This is a genomic window from Micromonospora sp. WMMD1082, from assembly GCF_029626175.1.
Lineage (GTDB): Bacteria > Actinomycetota > Actinomycetes > Mycobacteriales > Micromonosporaceae > Micromonospora.
In genome coordinates this window covers 4,109,983-4,128,041 of the sequence record NZ_JARUBM010000002.1, presented here as the reverse complement: position 1 = coordinate 4,128,041, position 18,059 = coordinate 4,109,983, and the positions used below count along the sequence as shown (strand labels likewise).

The 18,059-nt window shown below is 73.6% G+C and carries 14 protein-coding genes; 3 read left to right on the top strand and 11 right to left on the bottom strand.

All coding sequences use genetic code 11. The annotated features are described in order from the left end of the window. Positions 1–41: 41 nt before the first annotated feature. Positions 42–1,682 (top strand): alpha-amylase family glycosyl hydrolase, encoded by a 1,641-nt coding sequence (locus O7615_RS18905; protein WP_278182141.1) that lies wholly within the window; start codon positions 42–44, stop codon positions 1,680–1,682. Between the two features lie 54 nt (positions 1,683–1,736). On the opposite strand, the gene O7615_RS18900 is transcribed toward O7615_RS18905, so the two are convergent. From O7615_RS18900 to xylA, 3 genes are all read right to left on the bottom strand, one after another. Further along, positions 1,737–3,161: an MFS transporter gene (locus tag O7615_RS18900; protein WP_278179037.1), complete on the bottom strand. Its 1,425-nt coding sequence runs from the start codon at positions 3,159–3,161 to the stop codon at positions 1,737–1,739. A 96-nt stretch (positions 3,162–3,257) separates the two neighbouring features. Then, positions 3,258–4,703, bottom strand: a complete 1,446-nt coding sequence (xylB, locus tag O7615_RS18895; RefSeq protein WP_278179036.1) for a xylulokinase — start codon at positions 4,701–4,703, stop codon at positions 3,258–3,260. A 10-nt stretch (positions 4,704–4,713) separates the two neighbouring features. Further along, positions 4,714–5,901 carry a xylose isomerase gene (xylA, locus tag O7615_RS18890; protein WP_278179034.1) on the bottom strand — a complete coding sequence of 396 codons (1,188 nt, stop codon included), beginning with the start codon at positions 5,899–5,901 and terminating at the stop codon, positions 4,714–4,716. A 49-nt stretch (positions 5,902–5,950) separates the two neighbouring features. Between xylA and O7615_RS18885 the strand changes: the two genes are divergently transcribed. Next, entirely contained in the window at positions 5,951–7,210 is a 1,260-nt protein-coding gene (locus O7615_RS18885; RefSeq protein WP_278179033.1) for an ROK family transcriptional regulator, read from the top strand. A gap of 48 nt (positions 7,211–7,258) precedes the next feature. Here O7615_RS18885 and O7615_RS18880 read toward each other — a convergent pair whose 3' ends face one another. Beyond that, positions 7,259–7,813: a MarR family transcriptional regulator gene (locus O7615_RS18880; RefSeq protein WP_278179031.1), complete on the bottom strand. Its 555-nt coding sequence runs from the start codon at positions 7,811–7,813 to the stop codon at positions 7,259–7,261. Between the two features lie 93 nt (positions 7,814–7,906). Here O7615_RS18880 and O7615_RS18875 point away from each other — a divergent pair, with 93 nt between their 5' ends. Further along, on the top strand, positions 7,907–9,034 hold the full coding sequence (locus tag O7615_RS18875) for a PP2C family protein-serine/threonine phosphatase (RefSeq protein WP_278179030.1): 1,128 nt from the start codon (positions 7,907–7,909) through the stop codon (positions 9,032–9,034). A gap of 10 nt (positions 9,035–9,044) precedes the next feature. On the opposite strand, the gene O7615_RS18870 is transcribed toward O7615_RS18875, so the two are convergent. From O7615_RS18870 to O7615_RS18840, 7 genes are all read right to left on the bottom strand, one after another. After that, positions 9,045–10,529: a sugar transferase gene (locus tag O7615_RS18870; protein WP_278179029.1), complete on the bottom strand. Its 1,485-nt coding sequence runs from the start codon at positions 10,527–10,529 to the stop codon at positions 9,045–9,047. 205 nt (positions 10,530–10,734) lie between these two features. Next, entirely contained in the window at positions 10,735–12,498 is a 1,764-nt protein-coding gene (locus O7615_RS18865; RefSeq protein WP_278179027.1) for a substrate-binding domain-containing protein, read from the bottom strand. 145 nt (positions 12,499–12,643) lie between these two features. After that, complete coding sequence (locus tag O7615_RS18860; protein WP_278182140.1) at positions 12,644–13,681, bottom strand: lactonase family protein; 1,038 nt, start codon at positions 13,679–13,681, stop codon at positions 12,644–12,646. A gap of 92 nt (positions 13,682–13,773) precedes the next feature. After that, a complete protein-coding gene (locus O7615_RS18855) occupies positions 13,774–14,376 on the bottom strand; it encodes an ATP/GTP-binding protein (RefSeq protein WP_278179026.1) in 603 nt (200 codons plus the stop codon). Then, complete coding sequence (locus tag O7615_RS18850) at positions 14,357–14,746, bottom strand: DUF742 domain-containing protein (RefSeq protein WP_278179025.1); 390 nt, start codon at positions 14,744–14,746, stop codon at positions 14,357–14,359. Before O7615_RS18850 ends, O7615_RS18855 begins: the two co-directional genes overlap by 20 nt. Then, positions 14,736–15,155 (bottom strand): roadblock/LC7 domain-containing protein, encoded by a 420-nt coding sequence (locus O7615_RS18845; protein ID WP_278179024.1) that lies wholly within the window; start codon positions 15,153–15,155, stop codon positions 14,736–14,738. Before O7615_RS18845 ends, O7615_RS18850 begins: the two co-directional genes overlap by 11 nt. Further along, positions 15,155–17,827, bottom strand: coding sequence for a nitrate- and nitrite sensing domain-containing protein (locus O7615_RS18840; RefSeq protein WP_278179023.1), 2,673 nt, complete (start codon positions 17,825–17,827; stop codon positions 15,155–15,157). The genes O7615_RS18845 and O7615_RS18840 overlap by 1 nt, the downstream gene beginning before the upstream one ends. Positions 17,828–18,059 lie beyond the last annotated feature (232 nt).

Here is an 18,059-nt window from a genome sequence, read left to right as displayed (position 1 = left end):
TGGGCCCGCCGGCCCGCACGGCCCGACCATGGGAGTACGCCCTGAACGACAACGCGACGCACCCGGCCCCGCCCACCGGCTGGTGGACGGAGGCGGTGATCTACCAGATCTACCCGCGCTCGTTCGCCGACTCGGGCGGCGACGGCATCGGCGACCTGCCCGGGATCACCGCCCGCCTCGACCACCTGACGGAGCTGGGCGTCGACGCGGTCTGGCTCTCCCCCTTCTACCCGTCGCCGCAGGCCGACGCCGGGTACGACGTGGCCGACTACCGCGACGTCGAGCCGCTGTTCGGCACGCTCGCCGACGCCGACGACCTCCTCGCCCAGGCCCGCACGCGCGGGCTGCGGATCATCGTCGACCTGGTGCCCAACCACACCTCCTCGGCCCACGCCTGGTTCCGGTCCGCCCTGGCCGCCGGGCCCGGCAGTGCCGAGCGGCACCGGTACATCTTCCGGGAGGGCCGGGGGCCCGGCGGTGCCGAGCCACCCAACGACTGGCAGAGCGTCTTCGGCGGCCCGGCCTGGACCCGGGTCGCCGACGGGCAGTGGTACCTCCACCTCTTCGACACCGCGCAGCCGGATCTGAACTGGGACAACCCCGAGGTACGCGCGGAGTTCCTGGACGTGCTGCGGTTCTGGCTGGACCGTGGCGTGGACGGCTTCCGGGTCGACGTGGCGCACGGCCTCATCAAGCAGGCCGACCTGGCCGACTGGCAGGAGCCGCAGGAGATCCTCTCCGGGCAGGAGGCGGACAAGCCCCGCCCGCCGATGTGGGACCAGGACGGCGTACACGAGGTCTACCGGGAGTGGCGGCGGCTGCTGGACGGCTACCCCGGCGAGCGGATCCTGGTCGCTGAGGCGTGGGTGGAGCCGGCCGAGCGGCTGGCCCGGTACGTGCGCCCCGACGAGATGCACCAGGCGTTCAACTTCGAGTACCTGCTCGCCTCCTGGACGGCCCCGGCCCAGTACGCGGTGATCACCCGGTCGCTGGAGGCCACCGACGCGGTCGGCGCGCCCACCACCTGGGTGCTCTCCAACCACGACGTGGTCCGTCACGCCTCCCGGCTCGGCCTGCCGGTCGGCACCGCGCGGCCCAACGGCATCGGCGTCGGTGACGAGCAGCCGGACGCGGCGACCGGCCTGCGGCGGGCCCGGGCGGCCACCCTGCTGATGCTCGCCCTGCCCGGCTCGGCCTACCTCTACCAGGGTGAGGAACTGGGGCTGCCGGAACACACCACCATGCCCGACGAGGCCCGCCAGGACCCGACCTGGGCCCGCAGCGGGCACACCCAGCGTGGCCGCGACGGCTGCCGGGTGCCGATCCCGTGGGAGGCCGACGCGCCCTCGTACGGCTTCGGGCCGACGGACGCGAGTTGGCTACCACAGCCCTCCGTCTGGGCCGAGTACGCCCTGGACCGCCAGCGCGGCGTCCCCGGCTCGACGTACGAGATGTACCGGACGGCGCTGCGCCTGCGGCGTACGCACGGCCTCGGCCGGGGCACCCTGGAGTGGCTCCCCTGCGGCGACGAGGTGCTGTCCTTCCGCAACGGCGACCTGGTCGTGCTGACCAACTTCGGCGCCCCCGTCGAGGCGCCTGCCGGCGAACTGCTGCACAGCAGCGCCCCGCTGGACGCCGACGGCACGGTCCCCACCGACGTCACCGTCTGGATCAAGGTGTAGGTGTGGTTGATAGGGGCCCCTGCTGTCCACCAGGCGTTCAGCGGGGGCCCTTCCTTACAGCTTCTCGGCGCGGGTGTGCAGGAGGTGCTGGACGTCGGCGATGTCCTTGGGTGAGGTGCGGGCGGCGAGCAGGTACATGACGCCGGTGGGGATGAAGAAGAGCTGGAACGCGGCCAGCCCGACGGCGTAGTTCAGCGGTGGCGGGAAGGCCACCCGCAGCGCGTGGAAGGCCACCCCGACCAGGCCGTTGCCGGCCGCCCGGCCCACGCCGTTGACCAGGTTGCCGAGGCTGTAGACCGTGCCCCGGTGCTCGGGCGGGTTCGCGTCGGCGATCAGCGCGAACCAGTTTGGCGAGTTCGCCGAGGTCAGCGCCAGCGCGAGCAGCGCGGCGAGCAGGCTCAGCCCGACCGTCGGCTCGCTGACCACGCTGCCCAGCACCGCCCGGACGATCGCGCCGGTGCCGGCGCCGTCGGGCACGTCGATGCGGATCGGCACGAAGAACAACACCAGGTAGAACGGGAGCGCGGCGAGGATGCCGACCGCCGCGACCAGGGCCCGCCCGGAGGGCGTACGCCGTTGCAGGGCGTCGCCGATCAGCCCACCCACGATGGAGAGCACCCCGCCGAGCTGGAACAGCGTGGCGAAGACGCTGCCCACCACGATCGCGGTCGCCAGCGAGTATCCCTGGGCCTGCGCCCGCTCGGTGAACAGCCACGGCAGCCAGACCAGCGAACCGAAGGCGGCCTGCGCGGTGAGGCCCTGCAGGACGAGCCAGCGGTTGGTCCGCCGGCCCAGGATGACGGGCAGGTCCGTCCGACTGATCCGGTAGTCGTACTCGGCGCCGCCGGCGAGCGCGCCGGCCAGTTCCGGCTCGCTCTGGCCCCGCCGGATGTCGTACGTGAACAGGTAGGCCGCCGTGGCGGCCACTCCGACGACGGTGAGCACCAGGAACGGCCGGCGCCAGTCGGCCGCGCCGAGCAACCCGCCGACCAGGGTGCCGGCCAGCGTGCCGGCGCCCTGGGAGAGCCCCCAGAAGCTCATCACCAGCCCCCGGCGGCGGGGCGAGATCAGGTCGGTGACGACCGAGAAGCCGACCGACCCGACCGCGCCGAGTCCCACCGCGGCGAGCAGCTGCGCGGCCAGGAACGTGGGGTAGTCCCCGGCCAGCCCGCTGCCGCCCGTGCCGGCCGCCCAGAGCAGCGTGCCGATCATGAGCAGCGGCTTGCGGTTGGTACGGTCGCCGAAGTACGCCCAGCCGACCGCGGCCACCGCGCTGACCAGGAAGCTGACCGCGGTGACCAGGCCGAGCAGCCGCTGCGGCACCTCGAAGGACTCGGCGATCGCGCCGTACAGCGGCGGCACCAGACCGATCGCCACGTTGTCCAGCGAGGCGAGCAGGACGAAGACCACGACGCTGTAGAACCGGTGCGTCGCGCCCCCGCCCCACGCACGCGCGGGCCTACTGCTGGTCAAGGTCATGCCGGCAGCCAACCAGGGTCAGATAACGAGCCGATCACCGGGGCCGGCCGACCCGCCCCCGCGTCCGACGAGCACGCGCGGACGCGGGGGCGACGGTCACTCCTGCGTGGTGAGCCGGTCGAGGTGGCGTTCCCGGGCCTCGGCGTAGCGCTCCCGGATGGCGGGGACCGGCTCGGCAGCGTACTCCTCGGTGCCGGAGGGCGTCCACGACGGCGGCTCCGCCCCGCCGAGGGCCAACCAGGCGGCCTGGCGGGCGGCGCCGTCGGCGACGTACTCGCCGGGCGGCGGGACGACCACCGGGCTGCCGAAGACCTGCGCGGCGATCCGGCGTACGGCGGCGGAGCGGGCCCCGCCACCGACCAGGATCACCCGCCGGACGGTCGCGCCCTGGGCGGCCAGCGCGTCGAGCCCGTCGGCGAGCGCGCAGAGCATGCCCTCCACGGCCGCCCGGGCCAGGTGTGCCGGGGTCGAGGTGCCCAGGGTCAGCCCGTGCACCGCGCCGGTGGCCAGCGGCCGGTTCGGCGTGCGCTCGCCCTCCAGGTACGGCACCAGGACCAGCCCGTCGGCTCCGGGCGGCGCGGAGAGCGCCAGCTCGGCCAGCTCGTCCAGGCTCACCCCCAGCATCGCGGCCGCGGCGTCCAGCACCCGGGCCGCGTTGAGCGTGCAGACCAGCGGCAGGAACCGGCCGGTCACGTCGGCGAAGCCGGCGACGATGCCGCTCGGGTCGGCCGCCGGGGTGTCCGCGACGCTGAAGACGGTGCCGGAGGTGCCGATCGACACCACCACGTCGCCGGGGCGCGCACCGACCCCGAAGCCGGCGGCGGCGTTGTCGCCGGCACCGGGGCCGAGTATCGCGGGGCCGGCGGCGGCCGCGAGAGCCGCCGGGTCGAGGTGGCCGGCCGCCTCGGCGGCGTCGAGCACGGCCGGCACCCGCACCACCCGGCCGAGCGCCCGTTCCAGCAGGTCCGGGCGGTACTTCCCGGTGGCCGGGGACCAGTAGCCGGTGCCACTGGCGTCGCTGCGGTCGGTACGCAGCGCGTCCAGCCCGGGCGCGCCCGCCAACCGCCAGGTCAGCCAGTCGTGCGGCAGGCAGACCGCCGCTACCCGGTCGGCGTTCGCCGGCTCGTGCCGGGCCAGCCAGCGCAGCTTGGTGACGGTGAAGCTGGCCACCGGCACGCTGCCGACCGCGTCGGCCCAGAACTGGCGCCCGGCCTGCCCGTCGCCGGCCTCCTCGATCAGCTCGGCCGCCGCCGGGGCGGACCGGGTGTCGTTCCACAGCAGCGCCGGCCGGACCACCTGCCCGGCCTCGTCGAGGCAGACCATGCCGTGCTGCTGGCCCGCCACGGAGACCGCGGCGACGTCGGCCAGCCCGCCCGCGGCGTCGATCGCCGTCTGGAGGGCGGACCACCAGGCCGAGGGGTCGACCTCGGTGCCGTCCGGGTGCGGTGCCCGGCCCTGCCGGACCAGAGCACCGGTCTCCGCGTCCCGGACGACCACCTTGCAGGACTGAGTGGAGGAGTCCACTCCGGCGACGAGCGGCATGCCGGCCGCCTCAGCGGGCGCCGAGCACGTGCTCGACGGCGAGCTGGTTCAGCCGGACGAAGCCGAAGCCACGGGCACCGGTCGCCTCGACGTCGAACTGCTCGAAGGCGGCGGTGTCGGCGAGCAGTTCGGCGTAGCCCTCGCCGTCGCCGAGGGTCGGCACGGCCAGCTCGGTGACCTTGCTCCCGGCCAGCGCCTCGGCCACCTCCGGGTCGGCCCGGAAGGCCGCGGCCCGCTCCTTGAGCAGGAGGTACGTGCTCATGTTCGCCGCCGCCGAGGCCCAGACCCCGTCGATGTCCTCCGTGCGGGAGGGCTTGTAGTCGAAGTGCCGCGGCCCGTCGTACGCGGGACCACCGGCCGGGCCACCGTGCTCCAGCAGGTCGACCAGGGCGAACGCGTTGAGCAGGTCGCCGTGGCCGAAGACCAGGTCCTGGTCGTACTTGATGCCACGCTGACCGTTGAGGTCGATGTGGAACAGCTTGCCCTGCCAGAGCGCCTGGGCGATGCCGTGAACGAAGTTCAGCCCGGCCATCTGCTCGTGGCCGACCTCCGGGTTGACCCCGACCCGGTCGGGGTGGGCCAGGGTGGAGATGAACGCCAGGGCGTGCCCGACGGTGGGCAGCAGGATGTCGCCGCGCGGCTCGTTGGGCTTCGGCTCCAGCGCGAAGCGCAGGTCGTAGCCACGGTCGACGACGTACTGGCAGAGCAGGTCGACCGCCTCGCGGTAGCGCTCCAGCGCGGCCTGGACGTCCTTGGCCACGTCGTACTCGCCGCCCTCCCGGCCGCCCCACATGACGAAGGTCCGGGCACCCAGCTCGGCGGCGAGGTCGATGTTGCGCAGCACCTTGCGCAGCGCGTACCGCCGCACGTCGCGGTCGTTGCTGGTGAAGCCGCCGTCCTTGAAGACCGGCTGCTGGAACAGGTCGGTGGTGACCATCGGCACCACCAGGCCGGTCTCGTCGAGCGCCTTGCGGAACCGAACGATCTGGGCGTCCCGGGTGGCGGTGTCCGCGCCGAAGGGGACCAGGTCGTCGTCGTGGAAGGTGACGCCGTACGCGCCCAGCTCGGCGAGCCGGTGCACCGCCTCGACCGGGTCCAGCGGGGCCCGGGTGGCGTGGCCGAACGGGTCTCGGCCCGGCCAGCCGACCGTCCAGAGCCCGAAGGAGAACTTGTCGGCAGGGGTGGGACGGGGTGCCATGGCAGACCTCCGGTGGTGTCGTCCGCTATTTGTTCAGTGGTTGAATTAAATGACCACAGTGTGGCATTGTCAAGGGGTGAACGCACCCGCAGCCCCCGCCGGTGCGGTGCGGCAGGGCAGCCTGCGCGAGCTGAATCTCGCCCTCGTGCTCGGCCGGATCGCCGCCGCCCCCAGCCCGCCGTCCCGGGCCGCGCTGGCCGCCGAGACCGGCCTGACCCGGGCCACCGTCTCGGCCGTGGTGGAGGATCTCGTCGCCGGCCGGCTGGTCACCGAGGCGGACCCGACGCCCCGCGCCGGCGCCGGCCGCCCGGCGCGCGGCCTGATGCTGGCCCACGACGGCCCCGCCGGGCTGGGGCTGGAGGTCAACGTCGACTACCTTGCCGCGTGCGTCGTCGACCTCGCCGGTGAGGTCCGTCACCACACGGTGCGCCGCGCAGACCTGCGCCCGGTCTCCCCGGTCGACGCGCTCGGCCGGCTCGCCGAACTCGCCGCCCACGCCCGCGCCGACGTCGAGGCACAGGGCCTCACCCTGGCCGGCGCCGCCCTGGGGGTGCCCGGGCTGGTCGACGGCGCCGGCCGGGTCCGCCTCGCACCCAACCTCGGCTGGCGGGACGTGCCCGTGCCGGAGCTGCTGGCCGCTCATCCGCCGCTGACCGAGACGGTGGGCGACGTGCCGGCCCTGGTGGTGGAGAACGAGGCGAACCTCGCCGCGCTCGGCGAGTTGCACGCCGGCGGCGGGCCGGGCAGTTTCCTGCACATCTCCGGCGAGGTCGGCATCGGCGCCGGGATCGTCCTCGACGGTGCGCTGTTCCGGGGCGCCCGCGGCTGGAGCGGCGAGATCGGGCACATCCCGGTCCGCCCGGACGGGCCGGCCTGCCGCTGTGGCGGCCGCGGCTGCCTGGAACTCTACGCCGGCCAGGAGGCGATCCTGTCCGCCGCCGGCCTGGTGGGAGCCGACCTGCCGGCCGACACGGGGCCGACCCGGCTGGCCCAGCTCGCCGAGGCCGGGCAACCCACCGTGCTGCGCGCCCTGGCGCAGGCGGGCACGGCGATCGGGGTCACCGTGGCCAGCGTGGTCAACCTGTTGGATCTCGACACGGTGGTGCTCGGCGGTGGCTACGCCCCGCTCACCGGCTGGCTCCGGCCGCCGGTGCTCGCCGAGATCGAGCGCCGGGTGCTCACCGCGGCCTGGTCGCCGGTCACCGTCCGACCGGCCACCCTTGGCGGCACCGCCGCCGCGGTCGGCGCGGCCGGTTCGGTGGTACGCCGGATCATCGCGCGCCCCGGCGGCTGGCTGGCCCGGCTATAGGGCCTTGCCGGCCCGTCCGGTCAGGCACCGCCGGGCAGGCACCGCCGGTCAGGCCGTCCGGAAGACGGAGGCATCCCCCGCCGACCAGCCACGCGGCGACGGTTCGGTGGCGCCCCGGGCCTCCGGCAACTGCTCCGCGCGCGGCTGCTCCGGCTGGGGAACCAGCGACGACACCGGCCGGACCACCCGCGCCCGGGCCGCCTCGTCGAACTCCCGCAGCCCGCGCAGCAGCGCCTGGCGGGCCTCGGGGGTCATGTCGGCCAGGATCGCCGCCAGGTGCCGGCGGCGATCCTCGCGCAGCTCGGCCAGCAGTCGACGGGCCTCGGCGGTCAGATGCAGCGAGATCTCCCGACGGTCGGCGCGACCCGGCTCCCGCTCCAGCATCCCGGCGGCGACCAGCCGGTCGCAGAGCCGGCTGGCCGAGGAGAGCAGCATGTCCAGGCCGCCGGCGAGGCGGCGAAGGTTGATCCCGTCCTGCCGCTCGACGAGCATGACGGCGCGAAGCTGGGCCGTGGAGATACGGTTGGCCGTCCGCTCCCGCGCACCGTCCCAGACGGTCAGCAGGGCGGCTGCTGCGACATCCAGCTCGGCAGCCATACTCATCTCAGGTCCCGGTGGACCATGCAGTTCCGCCATGGTGGGCCTGAGCGTACTCCGATTCTGTCGGTGGATGGGCTTGTGATCAAGGAGAGACCCATGAGCGAGCCGGTCGACCGGGCGCGTGCCGCCGTCACCGCGGCCCCCGTGGATCTCCTCACCACGCGGGTCGGTGCGTTGCTGGAGCGGGAGTACGGCATCACCGACACCGAGCTCCTCCAGGTCGACTACCGGCTGGCGGCGCTGATCCCGCTCACCGGCGGGGAGGAGGTGACGGCACCGGGGCACCCTGCCTGGCGCTGCTTCGACCACCAGAGCCCGGTGTACGCCAACGGCACCGGATACCTGCCGGTGAGCATGCGCGGGGAACAGCGGGGCGTGCTGCGGGTGGCGCCGGTCACCGGCGAGGAGCAGCTGGCCGGGCTGGCCGAGATCGCCACCGCACTGGCCCACGAGCTGGCCGCCGTTGACGCCGGCACCGACGTGTACCGCACCGCCCGGCGCAGCCGCCGGCTCACCCTCGCCGCCGAGGTGCAGTGGGAGCTGCTGCCGGGGCGCAGCCGGCTGCGTCCCTCCTTCAGCCTTGCCGGCCAGCTGGAGCCGGCGTACGCGGTGCGCGGCGACAGCTTCGACTGGTCCGACGACGGCGAGCGGGTCTGGCTGGCGACGATCAACGGGATGGGCGAGGGGGTCACCGCGTCGATGCTCACCACCCTCGCCACCTGCGCGCTGCGCAACGCCCGCCGGGCCGGCATCCCGCTGGCCGACCAGGCCGCCCTGGCCGACCAGGCGATCTACGACCTGCACCGGGGCGACCAGTACCTCTCCACGCTGCTGCTCGAACTCGACCTGCGCAGCGGGCTGCTCACCGCCGTCGACGCCGGCTCGCCCCGACTCGTCCTGCTGCGCGGCGGCGAGGTCAGCGTGCAGCCGCTGGAGGCACAGTTCCCGCTCGGTATGTTCGAGGGGACGGACTACCGCGAGCAGCACCTCCAGCTCCAGCGCGGCGACCGGCTGTTCATGATCAGCGACGGGGTGGTCGAGGCGACCGGGCGCAGCGCACGGTACGGCGAGACGGCGCTCGACCGGATGTTGCGGCGGACGTCGCCGCTGACGCCGCTGGATGCGGTCCGTTCCCTCCTCGGCGACCTACGGGCCTTCGTCGCCGGCGACCTCACCGACGACGCCGTGGTGGTCTGCCTGGACTGGCTCGGCCCGCAGCCGTGAGGCGGGGCTCTCAGTACGCGCCCCGGCTGTTGACCACCGCGCCAACGGTCTTCCACAGGATCGTCAGGTCGGCCGCCAGCGACCAGTTCTCCACGTAGTAGAGGTCGAGCCGGATGCCGTCCTCCCAGCTCAGGTCCGACCGGCCACTGACCTGCCAGAGCCCGGTCATCCCCGGCTTGACCAGCAGCCGGCGGGCGACGTCGCCGTCGTAGCGGGCCACCTCGGAGGGCAGCGGTGGCCGGGGGCCGACCAGGCTCATCTGCCCCAGCAGGACGTTGACCAGCTGCGGCAGTTCGTCCAGCGACCACTTGCGCAGCAGCCGGCCGACGCGGGTCACCCGCGGGTCGTCCCGCATCTTGAACATCAGGCCGTCGGTCTCGTTGCGGGCGGCCAGCTCCGCCAGCAGCGCGTCCGCGTTGGTGACCATGGTGCGGAATTTGAAGACCCCGAACTCCCGGCCGCCCTGCCCGACCCGGGTCTGCCGGAACAGCACGGGGCCACGGCTGTCCAGCCTGACGGCCAGTGAGATGACCACCAGCAGCGGCAGCAGCAGGGCCAGTGCCAGCAGCGACACGGACCGGTCGACGAGGCCCTTGACCAGTTTGCGCGCCCCGCGGAACTCGGGCGCCTCCACGTGGATCAGCGGCAGGCCGGCGACCGGGCGGGTGTGGATGCGGGGCCCCGCGACGTCGGTCAGCGCCGGCGCCAGGACCAGGTCGATGCCGGTGCCCTCCAGCTGCCAGCCGAGCCGGCGCAGCCGGGTGGCGGTGAGTTCCCCGCAGGCGGTGACGGCGACCGTGTCCGCGCCGATCGCGGCGGCGGCCTCCGGGATGGCCCGGAACGAGCCGACCACCGGCACGTCGCCGAGCCGCTGGGCGACCGGGGCCAGCAGCGCGTCCGGGATGCAGGCACCCACGACCTGGTAGCCGGCGTACGGTTCACGGCGCAGGGTGTGCACCAGTTCCAGCACGTGGGCGGTGTCGCCGACCACCAGCACCCGCCGCGACCAGCCCGTCCCTCGGGACCGGGCGTGGTGCAGGCGCTTGCGGGCGGCGAACCGGGCCACCTCGAGACCGACGGTGCCGACGGCGAAGGAGATCGCCAGGAAGCCCCGGGAGACACCGACGTCGAGGACGTAGCCGGCGATGGCTGTGGCGCCGGCCAGCCGCAGACTGGCCATGCTCACCCGCCGGTACTCGTCCGCGCCGTAGCCGATCACCCGGTCGTCGTAGCAGCGAAGGACCTTCAGCGAGACCAGCCAGGCCAGTACGAGCGCCGGGGCGACCAGGACGTACGGCACCGTGTCGCGTGGCGCGGAGTCACCGAACCGGGCACCGTACCCGACGAGGACCGCCACGGCCAGGACGGCGGCGTCCAGCACGACCAGGATCCGGACGTAGGCCCGCTGGTCGGTACGCATGGACCGCCCCGATGACGAGGGGTCGTTCGGTCGCGATGACGATCTGGCCGGGGTCAACAGCGTCGCCGAGGTCACCAGCCCTCCCACTTCGCTCGCCGACGGCACGGTCCCGGCGCGGTCGGAGGCCGGATCTGCCGATGCACGACGACATCCTGCCCTGATAACCATGTCGGCCGATTGCTTCGGACGTATTGCCGTCAGTTTCCAAGCCGGCGCACGACGCAAAGGGGGCTGTGATACCGGTTTCGCCGGCACCACAGCCCCGCTGCTGTGTCTCAGGTCAGGCGGGCGCCTTGCGCAGCGCGATCGCCCGGAGGAAGATGTCGCCGATCTTGGTGGGGTCGGCGGCGACGAACGCGCCGCCGCCGGCACTCTCCGCGATGGTGTCCAGCTCCGACTTGCTGACCTCGGTACCGATACCGATGATGATCACCTGGATCGGCTGGTCCGGGTCCTTGATCCGGTCCAGCTCGGCGAGCAGCTGCTTCTGCGAGATGCCGTTGGCGTCCTCGTTCTTGCCATCGGTGAAGAGCACGATCGAGTTGACCTTGCCCGGCTCCCAGTTCTGCTGGACGTCCTTGTAGGCGGCCAGCAGGGTGTCGTACAGGCCGGTGTCACCGCTCGACGAGACGACCGTGTCCAGGCTCCGCTCCAGCTCGCTGCGCTGACGCGAGAGCGGCGCGACCGGAAGGACCTCGCGGTAGTCGCGCGAGCCCACCAGATTGGTCGAGAAGACCCACAGACCGATCGACCAGGAGTCGTCGAACAGGTTCAGGCCGCGCCGGGCCGCTTCCGCGGTGACCTGCTGCCGGGTGGCCCCGTTGGCGGTGGGTACGGGCTTCTTCATCGAGCCGGAGACGTCGATGATGCAGAGCATCCGGCCGGAGAGGGTGGCGATGGACCAGCTCGACACGGCCCGTTCCACCGCGTCCGGCGCCAGTCCACCGGCGGCGATGCCGCCCTGCGGCGGGGGCACGGCCGAGGCGTCACCGCTGGCCGGGCTCGGCGCACCCTGCGGCGCGTTGAAGCCGGTCCCCCAGTTGCCGTCCGGCCCGCGCAGCGACTGCGCGGCCAGCTTGTCCTTGAACGACGGCGTGGTGAGCGCCTCGAACAGCACCCGTGCGGCGGACGCCTTGGCCGGCTCCACGCCAGGCAGCACCGCGTACGGGTAGTCCAGCTGTAGCGGCGCCGGCTTCAGGTAGAGCGCCGCCAGCGGCACCGGAGGCTTCCGGGCGTTGTACTGGATGACGTCTTCCTCGGAGAGCGCCGCCGCACCGAGCGCGCTGGCCAGGGTGGTGGCGTCCGCGGCCGTCGGGAACTTGGCGAGCAGATCCTGGCGCAGTGCCGACGCGCTCGATGCCAGCGCGCGCAGCGCACCGACGCGCTCCTGTTCGGCGGTCTCGCCGCCGGCGGATGCCGCGGCGGCCATCATCGACAGCAGACCGGAGAGGCCGGCGGCGTCCCGGGTCGGCTCGACGATGCCCGTCTTCAGCGGCCGGTCGCTGTTGAGCCGGGACAGCAGCTGGGTCCAGTCGAGTTCCTTCTGCGGCCAGCCGAGCCGGGTGGCGGTCGGCTCGGGCATGGCGACCACCACCGGGCTGCTCGCGATGGACGCGCCGTTGCCGGGCTCGAAGGCCGCCGCGCCACCGGTCTTGAGCCGCAGCAGCCACATCGAGGAGTCCGGGATCCAGACGTCCGGGCTCACGGCGGTGCCGCTGGCCTGCCCCACCCCGGCCAGGATGGCACCGTGCTTGGCCGCCACCACCGCGGCCACCTCGACCGGGTCGGAGGCGGCGACGGTCACATCGATGCACGTACCGTCGACGGCGGCACCCTTGGCCTCCCATTCGGAGGCAGCCTCGTCGACCGCGGGGGCGAGCTCGCTCGCCACCGCTACGGACAGCTCGATCTTCCCTGAGCAGTCCTGACCGGCGAGTTGGCGATAGCCCACCCACCCGCCGGCGGTGACGACGAGGACGCCGACCGCGGCTGCGGCGGCGGCACCGTGAATACTTGAACGCATGCGATGGCGGCCTGCTGACACGCTGACCATCTTGCGTACCCGACCGATGGACTGCCATGGCCGTTCGGACGAAAGTTACAGAGGAGAAACAGATTGCCGTGATTTGTGACGCTGAGTGATGAGTCAGCGGCGCAATGTGGATGTATCTATCCCCCGGCTCCCATGATCAGGGAAGCACGCAGGTAGGGCTCGCGACGGGCAGCGGCTCCCCGACAGCCACCGGCACACCGGTACCGCGGTCGATGCGGAAGGTGCGCACCATGTCCGCCCGTTCGTCGGCCACGTAGAGGTGATCCCCGGTCAGCGCGAAGTGGCGGGGCCACTCGCCACCGGTCTCGACCTCCGCCACCAGCTCCGGCCGGCCCGCACCGAGGGCGAAGACCGTCACCGTGCCCACGCCCCGGTTGGCGACGTAGAGGAAGCGGCCGTCCGGCCCGACGGCGATCTCGGACGGCTGGACGTGTCCGGCCCGGTCGCTGGCGTCGACGCGGCCCTGCTGCTGCAGCGCACCGTCGTCGGTCAGCCCGTACGCCAGGACCGAACCGTCCAGTTCGCCCGAGACGTAACACCGTCGACCGTCCGGGTGCCGGGCCAGGTGCCGCGGTCCCACCCCCGCAGCGGTACGCACCCGGGGCGCCCGGGGCACCAGCCGCCCGGAGGCGGCGTCCAGGTCGTACCGGTAGATCGAGTCGGTGCCGAGATCGACCGCGAGCAACGGCGCCCCGCCGGCCCCCGGCGAGACCATGTGCGCGTGCGCCCGCTCCTGGCGCTCCGGATCGGCCCCGTGCCCCTGGTGTTCCACCAGGTCGGTGCGCTCGCCGGGCACCCCCTGCGGGTCGAGCGGAAACACGGTCACGCTGCCGCCGCCGTAGTTGGCCACGAAGAGGTGCCCGCCGTCCGCCGCGACCGCCAGGTGGCACGGCTCCGCGCCACCGGTCGACCGCGAACCGATCGACGTCAGGTCGCCGTCGTCGCCGACCCGCCACGCGCTGATCTGGCCGTCCGGCAGTTCGTTGACCGCGTACAGCGTGGGCAGCGTCGGATGGCGGGCGAGGAAGGACGGCGAGGCGGTGACCGCGACCGTGCCCAGCCCGGTCAGCTCGCCGGTGCCCGGATCCCGCCGGGCGGCGACGATGCCGGTGCCCCGCCCCCCGCTCTGCGGGGTGTACCCGCCGATGTGAACGATCTCGCCTCGACCCGCCACCGGGTACCGCCCTTCGCTGGTTCTCCACCCGTCCACCAGAGCCCTTCCCCCGACACCGGCGGGTTAGACCTCCGACACACCGCCGGGCCGGCTCAGGCCGCCGGCACCGGCTCGCCCCGCTGCCGGGCGACGTGCTCGACCAGGGAGATCAGCACCGTCTTCCCGGACTGCCGGTCGCGGGCGTCGCAGAGCACCATCGGCACGCCCGGGTCCAGGTCCAGGGCCCGGCGTACGGCCTCGAGACTGAACCGCCGGGAGTCGTCGAAGCAGTTCACCCCCACCACGAACGGGATGCCCCGCTGCTCGAAGTAGTCGATCGACGGGAAGCAGTCGGCCAGCCGGCGGGTGTCGGCGAGCACCACCGCGCCGAGCGCACCGAAGGCCAACTCGTCCCAGAGGAACCAGAACCGGTCCTGTCCCGGCGTGCCGAAGAGGTACAGCTGCAGGTCGTCGTTGATGGTGATCCGCCCGAAGTCCATCGCCACCGTGGTCGTCGACTTGGTCTCCACCCCGGAGATGTCGTCCGTGCCGATGCCGGCCCCGGTCAAAATCTCCTCGGTCTGCAACGGCCGGACCTCGCTCAACGCACTCACCAGCGTCGTCTTGCCCGCACCGAAGCCGCCGGCGATGAGGATCTTCAGCGCGATCGGGACCCGATGCCCCCGCCGCTCGCCGTCATAACGCACGGAGTCCATCGACCACCGCCTTGAGGATGTCTTTGTCGGGCAGGTACGTGGCGCGCGGCGGCTGGTGCACAGCGACCAGTCCCCGGGACAGCAGATCACCAAGTAGCACCCGGACCACGCCCACCGCAAGATCCAGATCGGCGGCGAGTTCCACGACCGGGGTGCCACTGCCGGCCAGTTCCACCAGCAGCCGGTGCTCCGGGTGCAGTTCCGGGTAGGCGGCAAGATCCGGGTCCGGCTTCGCCAGCACGTACGCGACCAGGTCGAATCCGTCGGCGCTGGGCCGGACCCGTCCCCCGGTCAGCGTGTACGGGCGCACCACCGGCCCGGCGTCGTCGTCGAGCCACTCGTGTCGGTGCCCCGGCGCGTCAGCCTGCATCGGGGGCACCCACCGATGCCCGGGGCGGCGCCTCGAGATTCTCGCCCACCCGGGTCACCAGCATCGCCATCTCGTACGCCACCAGGCCGATGTCCGCGTCGGCGTCGCTGGCGACCGCCAGGCACGCGCCGTGCCCCGCTGCCGTGACGAAGAGGTACGCGGACTCCATCTCCACCACGGTCTGCCGGACCGGCCCGCCGGTGAGGTGCCGGCTGGCGCCCCGCGCGAGGCTGGACAGGCCGGACGCCAGGGCGCAGAGGTGTTCGGCATCGGACCGGTCCACGCCGGCGGAGGAGCCCAGCAGGAGTCCGTCCGCCGACAGCACCACCGCCTGCCGCGCGGTCGGCACCCGCTCCAGCAGATCGTCGAGTAGCCAGTCGAGATCTGCGCTCTGCCTCGTCGATTGCATCAGGCGTCCCTCTCAGTCGCGGTCGGGGATTCCACCGTCGCCGGCCCAGCGGCCGGCGGGGGGTCGGTCGGCTCGGTCGTCCGGTCCTGGCGCTCCGGGGCCTCCGCGCGAGCCGCGGCGAGCCGGCCGCGGGCGGTGCCCTCCTGGAGCGCCGACATGACCCGGCGCGCCTCCTCGGGGCTGCGCGGCGCCGGATCGCGACGCGACCGGGCCGATGTCCAGGGCACCACCGGTTGTCGCACGGTGGGGCCGTCGATCGCCACTGTCGGCGCGGGCCGGGCGGTCACCGCCGGCAACTGGACGGTCGGCGCCGCCACCCCGGCGGCGTCATCGGCGGGTGCGGCCGGTACCGGAGCCGGACCGGCGGCCGACTCGGCGCCGGGCGCATCCGCGGCGGACGGCTCCGCACCGGCCACGGCACCAGCCGGAGAGGGGGCACCAGCCGGAGAGGCGGCCGGGCCCGGCCGGCGGATCCGGCGGGGTAGCCCGTCGGCCTCGGCCGGCCCGACCGTCGAGCCGCCGGCCCGTGGGCCCGGGCCGGGAGCCGAGCCGTCGCGTTGCTGGGCGGCGGTCACGGCCAGCCCGCCGGGCGAGACCGCCGGGTGCGGGCCACCGGCCGAGGCCGAGGCCGGTGCCCGGCGCGGCACGGTGCGGCCGCGGGGCCGGGGAACCGTGGTCAGCCGCGTCGCCCGGGCCAGCCGCCGCTGCTCCGGGGTGGCGGCCTCGTCGGCCGCCGGCAGGTCCGGACCGGGCAGTGGCGACGGTTCCTCGGTGATCAGCTCCGTCGGAATCAGGACCACCGCCGTGAGGCCGGAGCCCTCCGAGGGGCGCAACCGGACCCGCACGTCGTGCCGCGCGGCCAGTCGCGCCACCACGAACAGCCCGAGCCGGGCGGTCTCGGCGGGGTCGAACTCCGGCGACCGCGCCAGCCTGCGGTTCGCCTCCTCGATGGTCGCCTCGTTCATGCCGAGGCCCTGATCGGAGATGGACAGGGCGTAGCCGTGCGCCACATGCTCGCCGGAGATCTCGACCCGCGATCCCGGCGGCGAGAACGCCGTGGCGTTCTCGATCAGCTCGGCGAGCAGGTGGATGATGTCACCCACCACCCGACCGACGGTGCCGGCGGGCTGCACGGTGGTGACGTCGACCCGGTCGTACGACTCGACCTCCGAGATCGCGCCGCGGATCAGGTCCACCATCGCGACCGGGTTGCGCCAGCCGCGACCCGGTGCGGCGCCCGCCAGGATGACCAGATCCTCCGCGTGCCGGCGCAGCCGGGTGGCGAGGTGGTCGACGCGGAAGAGTTCGGCCAGGTGATCCGGGTCCTCCGCGTCGCGCTCCATCCGGTCCAGCAGGGCGAGCTGCCGGTGCACCAGGCCCTGGCTGCGCCGGGCGATGTTCAGGAAGACGTCGTTGAGCCCGCGGCGCAGGCTCACCTCGACCATGGCCGAGCGGATCGCGACCTTCTGCACCTCCGTGAACGCCTGCGCAACCTGGCCGATCTCGTCGGCACCCCGGTCGGCCACCGATGCCTCCTGCGCCAGGTCCACCTGCTCGCCCCGGCGCAGCCGGTCCACCACCTCCGGCAGCCGCTGCTCGGCCTGCCTGAGCGTGCCGCGTACCAGAGTCAACCGCTGCGCGAGGGACCGGCCGACCCGGACCGCCACCACCAGCGAGAGCACGACGGCGACCAGCCCGAGCAGACCGGCCGCGGCCAGCCGGCCCAGGATGCCCACCGCCATCGGCACCGACCGGTCGGCCAATCCGTCGGCCTGGGTCAGCTCGAAGTCCCGTAGCGACCGCTGCACCGCGTCGTAGCTGGTCTGCCAGGCCTGCGGGTCGACGGTGGGTCGGGCCGAGGGGCCGGCGGCGACGATGTCGTCCTGCATCGCCCGTAGCCGCCGGAACGCCTCCTGCTCGGTCAGCCGCTGGTATCCGGTCCGGCCCGCCTCGGGCAGGTCGGCCACCGCGGCCTCCGCCAGGAACCGCTGGTTGCCGATGCCCTGTACGAGCTGCGTGTGCTCCCCCTTGGCGAATCCACCGGCGGTCAGTGCACCGGCCAGCAGCGCGTCGGCCTGCCCCAGCAACTCCCGCGAGCGGCCGAGGTTCGTCAGGGCCAGCGCCTCGCGGTTCAGATCGTGATCCGGGAGGCTCGCCAGGGCGGTGAACGCCTGGAACGCGGAGGAGATCATTCCACTGTAGAGACCGACGGCACCGGCGCGGTCGAGGTCTCCACGATCGATGAACCCGCGCCCCGCGGGCAACGCGTCCAACTCGCCGATCAGCCGATTCAGCCGGAATTCGAGCAGTTCCCCGGCGGCGTCCCGCAGCTGCTCGCCGCCGGCCCGGCGACGCAGTTCGGCGATCGCCTCATCGGTGCGGATCCGTTGCTCCGCCAGCGCCGGCAGGACGCACTCGGCCGGCGGCCGAGCACAGTCCGTGCGCGGCGAGGCGAGCTGCACCACCGACAGGCGCCGCTCCCGTTGCAACTCGGCCACCACCGTCTCCCCCGGTCTGCCCAGGTCGTAGAGGAGGGTGCGGGCGGCCAGCAGATCGAGCGCCGGTCCGAAGGTGAGCGTGGTCGCGAAGATCCACAGGGCCAGCAGCGCGGTCACCGGCACGACGACCAATGCGGTCAGCTTCGAGCGGATCGGCCAGTCGCGGGTGTTCAATCGGACCTCGCCCGGAAGGATGGCTAGCAGGGCTCCGGCACGGCCGGGCAGCGCCGTCGCCGGGACGCACCCCGGTTGCCCTGCCGGGACGCCGGCTCGGGCGCCTTGGGCAGGATACGTAATCCGCGCCGGCCGCACTACCGTCCGTCGAGACTACCGGTACGTTGCCGAACGTCCGGCTGACGACCCCGTGTCGGGTTCCGGGGTGACCGACCGCCGCCGCCACGACCGG

Bases quoted from the DNA above. Each gene is read 5' to 3' on its own strand.
- O7615_RS18885 (WP_278179033.1), top strand. From the start codon at position 5,951: ATGACCACAGTGTGGCATTGTCAAGGGGTGAACGCACCCGCAGCCCCC.
- xylB (WP_278179036.1), bottom strand. From the start codon at position 4,703: ATGCCGCTCGTCGCCGGAGTGGACTCCTCCACTCAGTCCTGCAAGGTG.
- xylA (WP_278179034.1), bottom strand. From the start codon at position 5,901: ATGGCACCCCGTCCCACCCCTGCCGACAAGTTCTCCTTCGGGCTCTGG.
- O7615_RS18850 (WP_278179025.1), bottom strand. From the start codon at position 14,746: ATGCAGGCTGACGCGCCGGGGCACCGACACGAGTGGCTCGACGACGAC.
- O7615_RS18855 (WP_278179026.1), bottom strand. From the start codon at position 14,376: ATGGACTCCGTGCGTTATGACGGCGAGCGGCGGGGGCATCGGGTCCCG.
- O7615_RS18880 (WP_278179031.1), bottom strand. From the start codon at position 7,813: ATGAGTATGGCTGCCGAGCTGGATGTCGCAGCAGCCGCCCTGCTGACC.
- O7615_RS18900 (WP_278179037.1), bottom strand. From the start codon at position 3,161: ATGACCTTGACCAGCAGTAGGCCCGCGCGTGCGTGGGGCGGGGGCGCG.
- O7615_RS18875 (WP_278179030.1), top strand. From the start codon at position 7,907: ATGAGCGAGCCGGTCGACCGGGCGCGTGCCGCCGTCACCGCGGCCCCC.
- O7615_RS18845 (WP_278179024.1), bottom strand. From the start codon at position 15,155: ATGCAATCGACGAGGCAGAGCGCAGATCTCGACTGGCTACTCGACGAT.